The organism is Euzebyales bacterium (assembly GCA_036374135.1).
In the GTDB taxonomy this organism is placed as follows: domain Bacteria; phylum Actinomycetota; class Nitriliruptoria; order Euzebyales; family JAHELV01; genus JAHELV01.
The window spans coordinates 21753-37159 of sequence record DASUUK010000079.1 but is presented as its reverse complement, the minus strand read 5'-3'; the positions used below and the strand labels follow the sequence as shown (position 1 = coordinate 37159).

Annotated in this window: 13 protein-coding genes; 3 read left to right on the top strand and 10 right to left on the bottom strand. The window is 70.4% G+C overall.

The window, feature by feature from the left end; translation table 11 throughout:
* Window positions 1-390 precede the first annotated feature (390 nt).
* Together VFZ70_14370 and VFZ70_14365 are read right to left on the bottom strand one after the other, a co-directional pair.
* Entirely contained in the window at window positions 391-738 is a 348-nt protein-coding gene (locus VFZ70_14370; protein ID HEX6256988.1) for a hypothetical protein, read from the bottom strand.
* A gap of 23 nt (window positions 739-761) precedes the next feature.
* Entirely contained in the window at window positions 762-1013 is a 252-nt protein-coding gene (locus VFZ70_14365; protein ID HEX6256987.1) for a nickel-binding protein, read from the bottom strand.
* A 296-nt stretch (window positions 1014-1309) separates the two neighbouring features.
* Between VFZ70_14365 and VFZ70_14360 the strand changes: the two genes are divergently transcribed.
* Window positions 1310-4162 carry an AAA family ATPase gene (locus VFZ70_14360; GenBank protein ID HEX6256986.1) on the top strand — a complete coding sequence of 951 codons (2853 nt, stop codon included), beginning with the start codon at window positions 1310-1312 and terminating at the stop codon, window positions 4160-4162.
* A gap of 11 nt (window positions 4163-4173) precedes the next feature.
* On the opposite strand, the gene VFZ70_14355 is transcribed toward VFZ70_14360, so the two are convergent.
* A complete protein-coding gene (locus tag VFZ70_14355) occupies window positions 4174-4443 on the bottom strand; it encodes a DUF4242 domain-containing protein (GenBank protein HEX6256985.1) in 270 nt (89 codons plus the stop codon).
* Between the two features lie 579 nt (window positions 4444-5022).
* On the opposite strand from VFZ70_14355, the gene VFZ70_14350 reads away from it, so the two are divergent.
* Together VFZ70_14350 and VFZ70_14345 are read left to right on the top strand one after the other, a co-directional pair.
* Complete coding sequence (locus VFZ70_14350) at window positions 5023-5880, top strand: MBL fold metallo-hydrolase (protein HEX6256984.1); 858 nt, start codon at window positions 5023-5025, stop codon at window positions 5878-5880.
* A 350-nt stretch (window positions 5881-6230) separates the two neighbouring features.
* Window positions 6231-8030 carry a hypothetical protein gene (locus VFZ70_14345; GenBank protein ID HEX6256983.1) on the top strand — a complete coding sequence of 600 codons (1800 nt, stop codon included), beginning with the start codon at window positions 6231-6233 and terminating at the stop codon, window positions 8028-8030.
* A gap of 582 nt (window positions 8031-8612) precedes the next feature.
* Here the strand turns inward: VFZ70_14345 and tsaA are convergent.
* The 7 genes from tsaA to VFZ70_14310 form a co-directional block, all read right to left on the bottom strand.
* Window positions 8613-9068: a tRNA (N6-threonylcarbamoyladenosine(37)-N6)-methyltransferase TrmO gene (tsaA, locus tag VFZ70_14340; GenBank protein HEX6256982.1), complete on the bottom strand. Its 456-nt coding sequence runs from the start codon at window positions 9066-9068 to the stop codon at window positions 8613-8615.
* Window positions 9065-10567, bottom strand: a complete 1503-nt coding sequence (locus VFZ70_14335; protein ID HEX6256981.1) for an NAD(P)-binding domain-containing protein — start codon at window positions 10565-10567, stop codon at window positions 9065-9067. Before VFZ70_14335 ends, tsaA begins: the two co-directional genes overlap by 4 nt.
* Window positions 10564-10986: a cyclic nucleotide-binding domain-containing protein gene (locus tag VFZ70_14330; GenBank protein ID HEX6256980.1), complete on the bottom strand. Its 423-nt coding sequence runs from the start codon at window positions 10984-10986 to the stop codon at window positions 10564-10566. Before VFZ70_14330 ends, VFZ70_14335 begins: the two co-directional genes overlap by 4 nt.
* A 95-nt stretch (window positions 10987-11081) precedes the next feature.
* The gene (locus VFZ70_14325; GenBank protein HEX6256979.1) at window positions 11082-13781 is read right to left on the bottom strand and encodes a cation-transporting P-type ATPase; all 2700 of its coding nucleotides are present in this window, start codon (window positions 13779-13781) and stop codon (window positions 11082-11084) included.
* Window positions 13739-14215, bottom strand: a complete 477-nt coding sequence (locus tag VFZ70_14320; GenBank protein ID HEX6256978.1) for a CoA-binding protein — start codon at window positions 14213-14215, stop codon at window positions 13739-13741. The genes VFZ70_14325 and VFZ70_14320 overlap by 43 nt, the downstream gene beginning before the upstream one ends.
* A gap of 177 nt (window positions 14216-14392) precedes the next feature.
* Window positions 14393-14806, bottom strand: a complete 414-nt coding sequence (locus VFZ70_14315; protein ID HEX6256977.1) for a pyridoxamine 5'-phosphate oxidase family protein — start codon at window positions 14804-14806, stop codon at window positions 14393-14395.
* A 103-nt stretch (window positions 14807-14909) separates the two neighbouring features.
* Window positions 14910-15353, bottom strand: coding sequence for a hypothetical protein (locus VFZ70_14310; protein ID HEX6256976.1), 444 nt, complete (start codon window positions 15351-15353; stop codon window positions 14910-14912).
* Between the last annotated feature and the right edge of the window lie 54 nt (window positions 15354-15407).

Below are 15407 nucleotides of genomic sequence, written 5' to 3'. Positions count from 1 at the left end.
GGGTCGACTATGCCGGTGCCACGGCCGACGCCGACGCGGGGCCGACGCCGACACCAGATGCGGACCGGGACCAGGAGCTGGGCCCGGAGCCGAAACCGGACCCGGAGCCCGAACCGAGCGGACAACCGGTCGTGCGGAAGGATAAGGGCGGAACGACCGGCGGTGGCCAGGAGTAGTCGTGTGGCACGCTAGGTCGCGGACGCGCTGGTCAGGCTCGAGAAAGTAGGGACTCGGCGCGACATCGCACAAACGACGTTCGCGTGCTCGAGAGCCGGCCGGCGACCTCGGCGCCCGCGCCGGAGCGCCCCCGGTGGGCGCCCGTCGGGGCGCGACGCCTCCCGCGACCGTGCACGCACCCGTGGTGCCCGGCGTCGCCCGGTCGAGGCCGGCTCATGGCTGGACGCCAGAGTGGTGGCAGACGTAGAGACCGTCGGCGAACTCCCACCACGTGCCGTCATCGGAGCCGCTGTCGTGCGGGCACGGCCGGCCATCGGTCTTGGCGTCGAAGCTCGCGGATTCCTGCGGCCCCCGCGGGTCGGGGCTGAACACCTTGATGTTGAGCGTGGTGCCGCTGGAGTTGGCGTTGAGGCAGTGGTTGTCGACCAGGCCCTCGTCGGCGCCGCAGATCCAGCCGTCCTTGGCGTCGAACGTCTCGAACGACGGGTCGGCCAGTGCCGCCGGAGCCGTCAGCAGCACCGCGGTCAGCGCCAGCGTCATGATGATCGTTGTACGTCTCATCGGGTTCCCCTCATCAGTTGCGGTCATCGACCTTCGGTGACCGGGATCACCTGATCCGCGACCAGGCCGTGTGCCTCCCGGTGGACGGCGGTCGCGGCGTCCGCGTCGGGAGCGGCGACGAGGCAGAACACCATGCCGGAGTCCTCGTCGAACCAGTACCGCCGGTACTCGACGCCGTGTGCCTGCTGCACCTCGAGGTCCCGGCCGTGCGCCTCGGCGACGGCCTCGGCCGTCAGACCGTCGACCTTCGTGTGGACGTCCATGAACAACTGCATGACGTGGTCCTTCCTCCGGCGTGGACGTTCATCGGCAGGTGCTGCTGCCGCGGTGCGCCGACGCGTGTTGCCGCCCGCTGGCCACTGTGCGGTCCTGTGACGGGCCGGCCCATCGTCGGTGCCTGCGGCGAACGTACGAAGCCGCCGAGCGCCCGTCATGACCGGATCGGACCCAGCTGTTCCGACGTCGATGGTCAGATCTGATCATCGACCCTGCGCCAGCGGGACCGTACCTTCAGGGCGTGGCGCCCTGGAACCCGCCTTCCCTCCCACCGCAGCTGGCGACGTCGAGCCAGATGCCCCTCGTCGGCCGACGGCTTGAGCTGGAGACGTTGGCAATGGTCTGGGCGTCGGTCGAGCAGGGCCACCGACACCTCGTGTTCGTCGGCGGTGAGCCCGGCGCCGGCAAGACGCGACTCGTGGCCGAGGTCGCACGGGCGCTGGCCGACCATGACGTCGCCGTGCTCGTCGGCCGGTCCAGCCGGGACGCGGGCGTCCCGTACCAGCCCTTCGCCGAGATGCTGGATCGACTGTTCGCGGAGACGGCCGAGGGTTCGCTGAACCATCTGCTCGACGACAAAGCCGGTGAGCTCGCACGGCTGTCGACCCACGTGGCACGCCATCGCCGCGACGCCCGGACGGCCGGTGAACGGACCGGAGAGGTGCGCCGGGAACTGTTCGATGCGGTGTCCGACCTGGTCCGCGGCATGGCGGCGGACCGGCCGCTCACGCTGATCCTCGACGACCTGCACTGGGCGCAGTCTCCGACCGTGGCGCTGCTGGAACACGTCGTCAGGGTCTGCTCCGACGTCCGGATGCTCGTGCTCGCGACGTTCCGCACGACTGCGCCGGATCGTTCCGACGACCTGCTGTCCCGGGTCGCCGAGTTGCATCGTCTCGAGGGTGTCCGTCGGCTCGATCTCAGCGGCCTCGACACTGACGCGATCGCCGAGTTCCTCAACCTGCGCGACGGCATGCCGTTGACCGCCGCGCAGGTGCCCGCAGCCATGCTCCGCGACAGGACGGGCGGCAACCCGTTCTTCCTGCGGGAGCTGTGGGGTGATCTCGAGCGTCGGGGCGGAGTGGCCGCCCTGCGATCGGCCCACAAGGTGCCGGCCTCGATCGGCGACACCCTCCGCCGCCGCCTGGCAGGTCTGAGCGAGCAGTTCCGGGCCGTCGTGGAGACCGCGGCCATCCTCGGCGACACCTTCGACCTCCCGACGCTCACCGCTGCCGGCGCTGTCGAAGGCAGCGCCGCCCTCGCCGCGATCGATGCGGCGACGGCACTGGGCCTGATCGAGGCGGTCGACGGACTCGATGGCGTCTACGCGTTCGTCCACTCGCTGACCCGTGAGGCGGTCATCGACGGGATGACCTCCTCGCGACGCATCCTGTTGCACGCCAGAGCTGCGGAGGCATTGGAGCCGCACCGCGCCGACGCGACAGTGGTGCCACGGATCGCCGCCCACTACCTCGCGGCGCACGTGCTCGGGTTCCACGACCAGGCGCTCGAGGCGGCGGGAGCGGCCGGCCGTCTGGCCGAGCGCAGCCTGGCCTACGAGGAAGCGGCCATGTGGTTCGAGCGCGCGGCCCGCCTGCCCGAGTCCGACGCCCGGACGCGCGCGGCGATGTTGTTCGACGCGGCCGCGAACCACGTGCGCGCCGGCGACTTCGCGCGCGCCCGCGACATCTACGAGCGCCTGTCGGGCATGTCGGACCCCCTCGTTCGTCTCGAGGCCGCGATCGGCTACGAGGACGCCAGCTGGCGGCCGGGCCTGGCCAGCTCGCGCGCCGCCGACCTGCTCACGGCGGCGATCTCGGAGTGCGGCCTGCAGGACGACGATCCGCGGTACGTGTCGGCGCTCAGCAGCCTGGGGCGGGCGCTGGTCTTCGCGGGCGACACCCCGCGGGCTCGCGAGGTCGGCGGCCGGGCCATCGCCGCCGCCCGTCGGCTCGGCGATGACGACGCGGTGATGGTCGCGTTGGAGGCGAGCCTGTGGCACGGCATCACCCCGGACATGGCCGAGGTCCAGGTCGAGCGCGCCGCGCAGGTGTGCGGCATGGCGCGGCGGCGCGGTGACCACGAGAAGCGCGGGTCCGCCGCGTACTTCCGGGCGATGGCCGGCTATGTGCTGGGCAGGCCCGATGTGGTCGACGAGGCGACGACCGACGCGCAGCGCGCTGAAGCGTCCAGCAGGACGCCGCTGTTCAGCTACGTCGCGGGATGCCTGGTGCAGGGGCGGGCGTTCCTGCACGGTGACTTCGAGAGCGCGGAACGCCGTGCCGAACGACTGCTCGCACTCGGTGACTCGTTCGGGATCGACGCGACGGAAGGTCCCTACGGCGTCCAGATGTTCATGATCCGGCGTGAGACCGGCGGCCTGGACGCGTTCCGCCCGCACCTCACCGGTCACGAGTCGTTCGACGGACGGTGGGTCCCGGGGCTGCTCGCGCTCTACACGGAGCTCGGTGTGGAGCACGGCAGACAACGCGCGTTGCGGCACCTGCTCAATCGGGATCTCGACGCGCAGGTGTTCGGCGCGCAGTGGCCGATGGAGCTGGTGTTCATGGCCGAAGCGGGTCTGGCGGGCGCAGACCTCGACATCGCGCGCACGCTGCGGCCCCTCGTCGCGAACTACGCCGGGATGAACATGGTCGCCGGCGAGTTCCTCGCCCTGTTCGGTAGTGCCGACCGCTACCTGGGCCGCATCGCAGCGCTGGGTGGCGACGACGCCACGGCCGAGCGCCACTTCGTCACGGCGACGCAGATGGATGAGCGCATGGGGTCGACCGTGCACCTGTCGGAGACCCTGGCGCGCCATGCACAGTTCCTCGCGGGGACGGGTGATGCGCGCCGCGCGACCGTGCTCGCGGCCCGCGCGCGCGAGGTCGCCGCTCCGCTCGGCCAGCAGCGGGTGCTGCGACTGCTCGACGCGGTGGAGGCGTCACCGCACCCCGACGAGCTCAGCGACCGCGAGGTGGCGGTGCTCCGCCTGCTCGCCGAGGGGCTGAGCAACCGGGAGATCGGCAACCGCCTCTACATCAGTGGCAACACCGCCGCCAACCACGTGCGCAGCATCCTGCTCAAGACGGGGGCGGCCAACCGCACGCAGGCGGCCATGTACGCGGTCGAGCACGGCCTTGCGTGAGACCGGTCGCGTCAGATCTCCGCCATCCTGCCGTCGGGCATGAGGCGGTCGGTCACCTCGATGATCGCGTCCGCCGGCAGCCCCGCCCGCTCTGCAGCGCGCCGGATCGCCTCCGGTGACGGCGCGTCGTACAGGCAGTAGGTCCGGCGCTTGTCGGCGGAGAGGAACGAGTACAACCAGCGCACGCCCTCGGCGTCGTTGACCCTGTTGATGTCGTCCAGCACGTCAGCGCTGGCTTCCAGCTCCGCCGCGTAGCGCCGCTCGATCATGAAGATCGGCATGACACGATCCTTTCCGTCCCGCGGGCGACGCTAGCGCACGATCTGCGGGCGCACCAGCCGCGCGGTGGGTGTGGTGGCGGTCGGCCGCAGGGCTCCCGCCGCCGCGACGACGTGGCGCGGCGGCGCGTTACGTCATCGCGGACACCGTGGAAGTGTCAGCTGGACGACAGACCGGTGCGTGATCGTCGGGCATCATGCGTCGCAGTCAGTCCCGGAGCGTGCTGGAGCACGCGAGATGCACCGGCTGCGACGGTGACCGACTGCGGTGGCGGGACGCGCGCCGGCCGCTCGGCCTTCGGGCCGCGCAGGGGTCGGCGCGCGACACCGTAGCTGCGGGCAGTGGGCTGACCGTGGGCAGCGTGCCGGGGTGCGCCGCCCGGGCGACGAACATCTGTCCGGCGAAGCCGGTCCGTCGCGTGTTCGTGGAACCAGGCTCCCGAAGGTTCCGTTGCGCCGTTCAGGCGTTGTGTCGTCCACGCGACAGACCGGCCGGGTCGGCTGGTCCATGCTGTGCTCATCTCGGCGTGCCGCGCCGAGCTGAAGGCGGGACGGGACTGGAGACCTGAGCGTGCGTGGGCCATGCGCGTGCTGATCTGCGGGGTACGCGGGTCTACGCCTGCTCCCGGCTTCGCGTTCGCGCGCTACGGCGGACACACGTCGTGCGTCGCGATCGCCTGCGACGACGGCCCACCGCGGCTTGTGCTCGACGCGGGCACCGGCATCCGTCGCCTCACCGGGCTGCTCGACGGATCCCCGTTCGAGGGCACGATCTTGCTGACGCACATGCACTGGGACCATCTGCAGGGCCTGCCGTTCTTCGCCGCGGCCGATCGGCCCGGCGCGCGGGTGACCGTCACCGTTCCGGCGCAGTCGTCCGCGGTGTGGGGAGACGGCGCGGAACTCACCGTTGCGAAGATGATGTCGCCGCCGCACTTTCCCATCGACCCGGCCGGTCTGAACGGGGACTGGTGCTTCGTCGATCTGGACGAAGGCGCGCACGGCATCGCAGACCTGTCGGTGCTGGCCCTGGAGATCCCCCACAAGGGCGGCCGGACCTTCGGCTATCGGATCAGCGACGGCGTGTCGACGATCGCATACGTGCCCGACCACTCACCGATCGCGTTCGGCGACGGCCCTGACGGGCTCGGCACCGTCCATCCCGCGATCCGGGCGCTCGTCGAAGATGTCGACCTGCTGTTCCACGACGCGCATCACCTGCGCGACGAGTTCGCGGTCTGGCGCGGCTTCGGGCACGCGACGGTCGAGTACGCCGTCGGCCTGGCGCGGACGTGTGACGTGCGGCGGCTGCTGCTGTTCCACCACAGTCCGGCGCGAACCGACCGCGAACTCGACGCGATCGCCCGCGCCAACCGCACAGCCGGACGCGTGCGGGTCGACGCGGCGATCGAGACGCGGACGATCCGGCTCGGCCGTTGACATCGCAACGGCGCGACAGTGCCCTGCCAGCGGGCGAGCGACGTGATGGCCGAGGCCGCAACAACTCGCTGGCAAGCGCGTGCCGTACGTAGTTGCCGTGCGCGCAATCGCCTTCCCGCAGGCTCGTCATACCCTCGTGGAGAGTGCTCAGAGACTTTGCACCGAACAGACGTCGGGAGTGCGATCAGGCATTGTTCGTACGATGTAGACGATCTGTTACTCGTTCGATCGGAGGTCCGCGAACAGGCCCGTCGGGCGGCACGGCAATGCTGAGAGAGATGTGCGCAACTCGATGTATCAATGCCCTGGTGGACCGCTCACTCCATGTAGCATCCTGCAAGGAGTTCGTGATGTCCACTGACTTCACAACAGATCACAGCTCGAGCAATGGCTCGCACAACGTGCGAAATGGGCAGCGCCTCGAACCTTCGCCGCTACCGGTGTGGTCGAGCATCTCGCCGCCCGAAATCGTCAATCTTCGCGCTGGTCCGGTTGACGTCATCATGGATGACGGACAGACAATCCATCTCGCCCCACTTGAACGTCGGCCGCTCGCACACGGTGACACGAGCCGGATGGACATGAAGAAGGTGCGCAACTCTCGGTTCATCCGGCTGGAGCGGCTTCGTAAGGGTCCATCGAGGCTGACCGGAATCCTGGCCGCGCTGGGCACCGTTGTGATCGTCGCCGTCTTGTTGACCGCGCTGCTGCCGTTCGTCTCTGTCCCGTGGTTCAGCGTCACCTGGATCGCCGTCGCAAGCATCGGCATCGCGCTATGGCTCGCGCACGCGGTCTGGCGGAGGGGTTGGCAGGGTGCCCGCCGTTGGCTGGTGCAGCTCGGGAGCCTGACGATCGTCCTCGTGGTGACGATCCTCCTCCCAGGTGCCGTTGCCTGGCACGTCGGTCGTCTCAGCGGAACCGTGAACAGCGTGTCCGACCTGTTCATGTTCCTGGCGGAGGTGGAGAACGCTTCGCTGGCCGCAGCATGGATGTTGCAGTGGCTCCTGATCGCGCTGGCCTCGCTGCTTCCTGCGCTGTTGTATTTCCTGTTCGACCGCACCCAGCTCGGTACGCTCAAGCACGAGTTCATCCACGACGCGTTGAGACTAGACCCGACGATGCAGACGCTGAGCGACCTTGATGCCAAGTATGGGAGACAGATCGAGGAGACGTACGGCACGGTCTCCAAGGGTGACGCCGAACTGGCCGCCGGTCGCCGTTCGCCTGTGGTGGTCGCCACGCTGCTGATCAGCATCGGCTGGACCGCGCTGATGATCCACTCAGGCAACGGATTGCCGGTCGATGTGGCGCCACCGCAGTTCAGAATGACCGACTTCTGGCGACCTCCGCCGTCGCCCGTCGCCTTCGCTTTTCTCGGCGCGTATGTCTTCGGGCTCAGGACTGCGCTGCAGGGACATGTGCGCGGCGATCTGCAGGCGAAGTCCTACAGCGGTATGAGCGTCAGGTTGATGATCGCCGTGATAACGGCGTGGCTGCTCGAGGTGGTCATCGGTGGACCGGCGAGGCCGCTCCAAGGGGCTGCCTTCTTCGCGGGCTTCATGCCGGACGAATGGTTGCGTTATCTGAATGAGCGTGTGAAGAGTTTCTTTGGCCGCAAGTCCGACGAAGGCGACGAGAAGTCTCTCCCACGTGACGACCTGAGTGGACTGATCGGGCTCGACATCTACGACCGCACACGACTGGCGGATGAAGGGGTCGACCACTTCCAGGCGCTCGCCAAACCGGATCTGGTCGCGTTGCTCATGCGGACGCGGATTCCTGCATCCCGGTTGTTGGACTGGGTCGACCAGGCGGTGCTGCAACTCCACACGTCACGGTCCACGGACAGTGGCAGGCTTGAGAGGAACCGCATATTCGATGAGTTGCAGCGGGCGGGGATCCGCACAGCAACTCAGGTCCTCTTCTGGAAGGATGCACGACCTGCGATTGTCGGCCGGACGCGGGAGGAGCAATCCCAGTGGGAGACGCTTGTGCGCACGCTCAAACGGGATCCGACGGCGAAGTCGCTGCTCAATTGGCGAAAGACCAACCTTGGCGCGCGTCGCGTCGAGACGATCGACGTGAAGCAAGACCTGCCCGTGGGCTCGGCGGGCTCGTCGATGACGCTGTCCGAATCGGTCGCCAGGTGACGTTCTGCTCGACGGCGCGTCCATGATGTTCGGTCAATGCCGTCGGTCACGCCCGGCCACACGCGCCCGTCGGGGAATGACCCGCGGTAGTCGTCGGGGAACGACCTGAACGCCGGGAAGCGGGCGGGCGCGTCGGCGGGCTGGCGGCCCGTCGAGGCCGCGACCGGTCCGTAGATCCCAGCGCGTCCCGGAGACGGAGTCGTGGAGCTGCGCGCTGTGGAGTGCCAGCTCGACGTCACCTTCGCTGACGCGGCGCGAGTAGATGCGCCACGCTGCGGATCGGTGGGGCATGACCGCCGCGACCATCCTCGGGTGCGCGTCGACCCACGACGCCCAGGTGGTCAGCGGCGAGGCAGCGTCATGTCCGTGTCGGCCCGGGGTCCGAGGATCGGTGCGCCGAGCGGTTGGCTCCACACCGAGCCCGTGTCATGGACCCACCAGGTCACGGCGACGCCGAGCACCAGCCAGTCATGCGGCCAGTCCGCAGATTCAGCGAGTGGGCAACCTCTGCGGCCCATGGCGGTCGCATGCCGGCCTTCGCCCGGCGCCGGCGGGGCATCGCCCGCCCCGACACGGGCTTCGTCAGCGCTCGTGGACGGCGCCGAGCACCGGTTTGATGTCGATGACCGGCGTGCCGTCGATCGCCTCGAGCCCGTCGACCGTGATGCCCTCCCCATCGACGTCGGAGATCGTGACGGTGTGCAGGCCGACGGGGTTCGGACGATCCGGCGACCGCGTGGAGAACACACCCTGACGTGGCCGATCGGGGTCGCTGCGTGGATGCACGGACAGCACGTCACGGCTGCCCGCGTGCAGCCACGTCAGCACGATGATGCGGTCCCCGGTGTGGAGGTCGGCGGTGGCCTCGGAGAGTCCGGGCTGGAACACGATCCGCGCGGACGGTGCGCCCTCATCGCCCTGCCGCGGTGCGTCGGCGCGGTCGGTCAACGATGATTCGACCCACCCGATGGGGATCACCTCGTACGTGACGCCCTCGGGACCGGCGGGGCCATCCGCCCCGGAGTGGCGGGGTGTCATGCGTCCCGCGTCCCGACGATGTCGGACAGCACGGCACGCAGTTGTGCACGATGCCGTCCGGTGCTGAAGTCGTGGAGCGGATCGGACTCGAATAGGTGCTCGACGACCGCGCCGCCGCGGCGGACGTACAGCGCGGGATGGATGTCGCCGTCCGCATCGGTCTCGACGGTGATCGCGGTGGCATCGGGGCCGTCGGCGTCGACGAAGTGCGCCAGCGGGACCGCACCCTGGTCCAGCACGCGACCGTCCTCGGCGAACTGCAGCACCCGCGCGAGGTAGGACTGCTGGTTCCACAGGTCAGGTGCGTGCGTCGCCAGGGTCAGCAGGTGATCGACCACGGCATCCGGTGCCACGGTCGGCACGGGCAGTCGGATGCCGAAGTGCCTGTCCGCCACGTGCCGGGCCAGCACGCGCGCGTTGTAGCGGAACCCGTGCACGGCGGCGGAGTTGCTCGGGATCCCGTACTTCTTCAGGCCCACCGCGCCCTGTGTGATCGTGCCGGCGAAGTAGATGCCCGGAACCGTTGCGCTCTCCCAGAACGGCGTCAGCGCCGGCAGGCGGTCCTGGAAGAACGTCGCGACGCCGAGGTCGCGGAGATCGCCCAGCGGCACCGTGAACCCGGTCGCGGCGAGGACATCGTCGACGTCCAACACGAGATCGCGGGTAGTCGTCGTCCCCCGCGTGTGGACCCGGTACCCCCCAGTTGTCCGTTCGATGCGCTTGACCGACGCGTCCAGCACCACGTTGCCGCCGCCGAGCACGTGGTCCTCGTAGGGCTGCAGGTACCGCGCACGCGCGGCTGCGGTCGAGTGCGTGCGCACCGAGATCCGTGCAGGTCGCGGAGATACGAGGATGATCTGACGTGCGTGGGTCAGCAGCCCGTCGGCCAGTTCGAAGCCGGAGTTGCGCTTGCCGATCATGAGCACGCGCCGCCCCGCGTAGGACTCGGGCTGCTTGACGTCGACGTAGTGGGGGACGGCGTCCATCCCCTCGATCGGCGGCTTCCACGGGCGCGCCATGCCGACCGCGAAGATCGCGATGGTGCACCGGTACTCGCCGTCCGAGGTCGTGAGCACGAACCCGTCGTCGGTCCGGCGGGTGGCGCGCCACTGGGTGGCGTAGCGGACCGCGATGCCGGTGCGTTCGGCGAACGCAGCGATCCCGCGCTCCATCTCGGCCCGGGTGGGGAAGTACGACTCGGTGCCCATCAGGTCGCGCACGAGGAACCGGTGCTCGGCGTCCTCGGCCAGCAGGCTGTTCCAGTCGAACCGCTCGTACCACTCGGAGTCGCGGGCGGCCGGGGCGTGCGGCTTGGTCCACGTGACCAGTCGCTGGAAGACCGGATACCGCTGGAACATGCCGCCCGGCGTGCGGTCGGCGGAGATCACGGCGTGCCGCACGCCGAGCCTGCTGAGCTGGTAGCTGATCTGCAGGCCACCCGGCCCGCTGCCGACGACCACGACGGGATAGGTGCTCGGGGGGAACGGTTGCTCGCTCAACTGCGTGCGCTGCTCGTCGTCCGCAGGCGCCGGGCCTCGGCCTGCAGCATGCGGAACGCCACGGTCGGCCGCTCCTGCAGCCAGTCGTGCAGGTCGGCGCGCGGCAGCACCAGGCAGTGCAGCGCCCGCAAAGCGACGACGTCTCCCGTGGGCGGTTCGTCCAGCAGGATCGAGATCTCGCCGAAGAAGTCGCCGCGCGACAGTCGGGCGCGGTCCCGGCCGTCGATCCTGACGGTCGCCTCACCGTCGAGGATCACGTAGAACCCCGTGCCGGTGAAGCCCTGGCGCAGGATGCGCTGGCCCTCGCTGAACCACTGCTCGTCCATGCTGTGGATCACGGCGTCGAGTTGCGGGCGCGACAGGTCGGAGAACAGCGCGAACGAGGCGAGGGTGTCGGTGATGTCAGCGCTGGTTGCCATGCCTGCAGTGTCGCACGGGTGGCCGATCGTCGCGCGCCGCGGCCGGCCCACGGGCGCCGCGCGGCAACCCGGCCACCGCGACGGTCAGCCGACGCCTAGGACCGACGTGCCTCGACCGCCCAGAGCACCACGTTCGGGACCACGCCGGCGACGAGGACCGTGAACCACCCGGCCGCCGTCAGCGCGGTGACGTCGAACAGCGCCCGCGTGGCTGGCAGCAGCACGAGCAGCACCTGCAGCGCGATCCCCCCGGCGGTGGCGATCAGCAGCCACGGGTTGCCGCCCGGCCCGCCACTGCCACGCCGGACGACGTACGCGTAGCCGAGGTGGGCGAACACGAGCGCGCCGAACATGACGGTCCGTGCCTGGTCCCATGACAGATCCAGCGCCAGGCGCGCGACCGCAAGTGCGGCCAGCACGCTCGCCGCGATGACCAGAGCGCGCAACGCGAGCCGACGCACGCGTGCCCACGACAGCAGACGCGTGCCCGGGGCGCGCGGAGGGCGCTGCATGACCGTCCGGTCGGCGGCGTCGACGCCGAGCGCCACCGCCGGCAGGCCATCGGTCACGAGGTTGATCCACAGCAGCTGCAGGGGCAGCAGCGGCAGGCCCAGCGCCGGCACGAACAACAGGCCACCCATGACCACGAAGATCTCTCCGAGGTTGCCCGCCACGAGGTAGTCGACGACCTTGCGCAGGTTGTCGTAGATGCGACGGCCCTCGGCCACGGCGGCGACGATCGTCGCGAGATCATCGTCGGTGATCACCATGTCAGCGGCCTCGCGGGCGACGTCGCTGCCGCGCCGGCCCAGAGCGATCCCGATGTCGGCACGCCGCAGCGCCGGCGCGTCGTTCACGCCGTCACCGGTCATGCCGACCACCTCGCCGCGTCGCTGCAGCTGTTCGACCAGGGCGAGCTTCTGGTCCGGATCCACCCGCGCGTACACGTCCGACGACGCGGGGTCGTCCGCGATGCCGTCGACGCGCAGCCGGTGGCCGGTGATCACCCGTGCGTTCCGGGCGTCCGCCATGCCCACGGCGGCGGCCACGGCGCGGGCCGTGCCTGGATGGTCACCGGTCGCCATCAGCAGCGTGATGCCCGCCCGCCTGGCGGTCGCGACCGATGCCGCCGCCGCCTCACGCACGGGGTCGTGGAGCCCGACGAGCCCGACCAGCTCCAGGTCCTCGAGGGCTCCGTCGAGATCGTCAGGCACGGTGACGAGCGGCCGTCGTGCCAGCGCGAGCAGGCGCACGCCTGTGTCGGCCAGGTCGTGCACGCGCGCGTCGAGCACCGCGCGCCGTGCGTTGTCGAGGGGGCTGCCATCGGCATCGCGCGCGCAGTGCGGCAGCACGGACTCGGGTGCGCCCTTGACGAGGAGCTCGGGCGGGGACGACCCGTCCTCGGGCACGTGGACGGTGGCCATCCACCGACGGTCCGCATCGAACGGACTGGTGGCGACCCGGGTCCACCGGGCGCGCAGGTCGCGCAGCTCGTCGTCGCCGACCGCGTCGAGCAGGGCGACCTCCATCGGATCGCCGACCGGTGGGTCGAGCGTCGCATCGTTGCACAGCGCCATCACGCGGACCGCCCCGCGTGCAGCCTGTCGCGCGGTCGCACTGCCGCCCGCGGTGTCGTACACGCCCGCGACGCCCATCTGGTTCTGCGTGAGCGTGCCGGTCTTGTCGAGCAGCAGCACGGTGACCGATCCCAGGGTCTCGACCGCGGCGAGGCGGCGGACGACCGTGCCCCGCTCCGCCATGCGGCGCACGCCCAGCGCCAGTCCGACGGCGGTGACCGTGGCGAGCCCCTCGGGGACGGCCGCCACGGCCAGCGCCACCGCGGCGAGGAACCCCTCCTGCAGCGTGTCCTCTCCGACACCGGACCGCGCCAGGAACAGCAGCAGCACCCCGCCGGCGACCGCGATCGACACCGTCGCCAGTTGCCGTGTCACGTGCACCAGATCGGTCTGCAGCGGCGTCAGGCGCCGCGTCGCGGTCGCCTCGCGGGCGATCGCGGCCAACGTCGTCGACGCGCCCGTGGCGACGGCGATCCCGGTCGCGGTGCCCCGTTCCACGAACGTGCCGGTGAAGGCGGCCCCGGGTCGGTCGGCGAGCCCCGCGTCATCCGCCGACACGGCGGACGCGTCCTTGCGCACCGCCTGAGATTCGCCCGTGAGCACCGATTCGTCGATCTCCACCCCCGCCGTTGCGACCAGGCGCAGATCCGCGGGCACACGGTCGCCGGGCTCGAGCAGCACGACGTCACCGGGTACGAGCTCCGGAGCGGGGATGCGCAGCACCGCACCATCGCGGCGGACCCGCGTCTCGGGAACGGTGAGCGCACGCAACGCGGTCAACGCGGCGTCAGCCCGTCGCTCCTCGACCACGGCGATCGCCGCGTTGACCACGACGATGACGGCGATCGCCACGCCGTCGACGACCTCGCCGAGCACGACGCCCGACACCGCGGCCGCCACGAGCAGCAGCACCGCCATGGGCTCGCGCAGTTGGGTGAGGACCTGCTCGCCGAGGCCCGCACGCCTCGGCTCGGGCAGGGCGTTCGGACCGGCCAGCTCGGCGCGTGCGCGTGCCTCGCCCGGTGTCAGGCCGCGGGCCGGGTCGACGCCGGCCGCCTCCAGCACGTCCTCGACGGTGTGCCGGTCGGCGCGGGGGATGACCTGTCCGGACCCCGCGCTGCTGCGTCCGGCGCCGCGGTCGGGCGCGCGCGGGCGCACGGTCGGCCGGCCGCCGATCAGACGCTCCGCGGGACGTTGCCGGTCATGGTGCACACCCACCGCATGACCTTGTGTCCGGTGTCGGCTGTCGGACCGAACATGAGCGGACAGCCGCCCTCGATCACCGAGATGCCCTGCGATCGCCCGTGCTCGGCCGCCTCCGGCGAGACGCTGCCCGCACCGAACGCCCGGTGCATCCACACCTGGCCGATGCCCAGCTCGACGCACTCGTCGATCGTGGCGCGGGCGCGCTCCGGGCGCGTTCCGATGACCACGGCGTCCACGCCGTCCGGGATCGACGCGAGGTCGGGGAAGGCCTGGTCGCCCTCCACCGTCTCGGCGTTCGGGTTCACGGCGAAGACGTCGTATCCGCGTTCGCGCAGTCGACGGTACACGACGTTGCTGCCATGATCCCCGGGGCTACGGGAGACGCCGGTCACCGCGACGCGTTTGTTGGCCAGGAAGGCGGCGGCTGCCTCGGTGATCGCAGGCACGGTGGACCTCCTCGGTGCGTCCGTTGTGTGGCTCCATCGGCCGGAGCGTCCATGGTCGCCGGGACCGGGAACGCCGCGGTCACCGTCGAGACTGAATCGAGTGTCGGTCTGTGGCACCGCCGGTCGGCCCGCCGCGTCCGGGCCCACCGGCCCAGCGTCTTGTCGCCCGCGGCCGCGTCACTCGAGGCGGCGACCCGACACGTGCTCGGCGTCGAGTCGCAGCAGGTACAGCCGTTCGCCCGGTGCCCAGGTGCGCAGTCGCAGCTCGCGGCGTCGTGCGAGCTCATCGGGATCATCGACCTCGTGCAGGCGGCCCTGGATCAGCACGCTCCACCCCCGCTCCCAGTCGGGGTCGACGTCATCGACCTCGAAGGCCACGGTCTGCGTCCCGACGGCGCCGGTCAGGCCACTGTCGGGATCGGTGCGCAGATAGACGGTCCGCTCCGTGACCGCGTAGTTCATCGGGTGGATGACGGGCCGTCCGCCGTCGTTGTCGAACGCGATCCGACCCAGCGTCGGACGGTGCGCCGCCAGCAGACCCCAGCACTCGTCGACGGACAGCTCCGTGAGCGTGGGCGGTGTCTGGCTCATCGATCCTCCAGCTCGTCGTGGGGTCAGCATGCCACGTCACGCCACGGACGACCCGCCATCGCGCCGCCCCGTCCCGCCCGGGACGCTCGCGCCCCGCCCCGCGTCATCCCCGGATGATCGCACCGAAGAACCGGGCGACCTCGACGACGATGGCGATGGCCACGCCCACCAGCGCGAGGATCAACACAACCCGGGCGATGGTCGCCCAGGCCACGCCGTCCGTCGGGAAGTCGAAGGGGAACACCTCGAGCATCCGGACGGTGACCAGCAGACTGATGCCGAGCACGCCGATCTGGGTCAGTGATGTGAACCACCGGGCGTCGTAGACCAGGTAGGCCGCGTTCGCGACGATCGACGCCATCAGCGACAGCTCGATGAGTGGCAGCACGCGGTCGATGTCGTCCGTCACGAACCTCAGCCACCGCCACACGGCGTCGCTGTTGACGAGCAGCAGCATGATGATGTTGACCACGATGGCGGCCACGTAGCCGCTCGTCGTCCCGGCGCGGCGTCTCGTCGACGCAGAGGCTGGCTCGCTGACGGTCATGGCGCACCTCCTCGGACACCGTGGTGGCGCATGGACGTCTCGCCCGGGGCGACC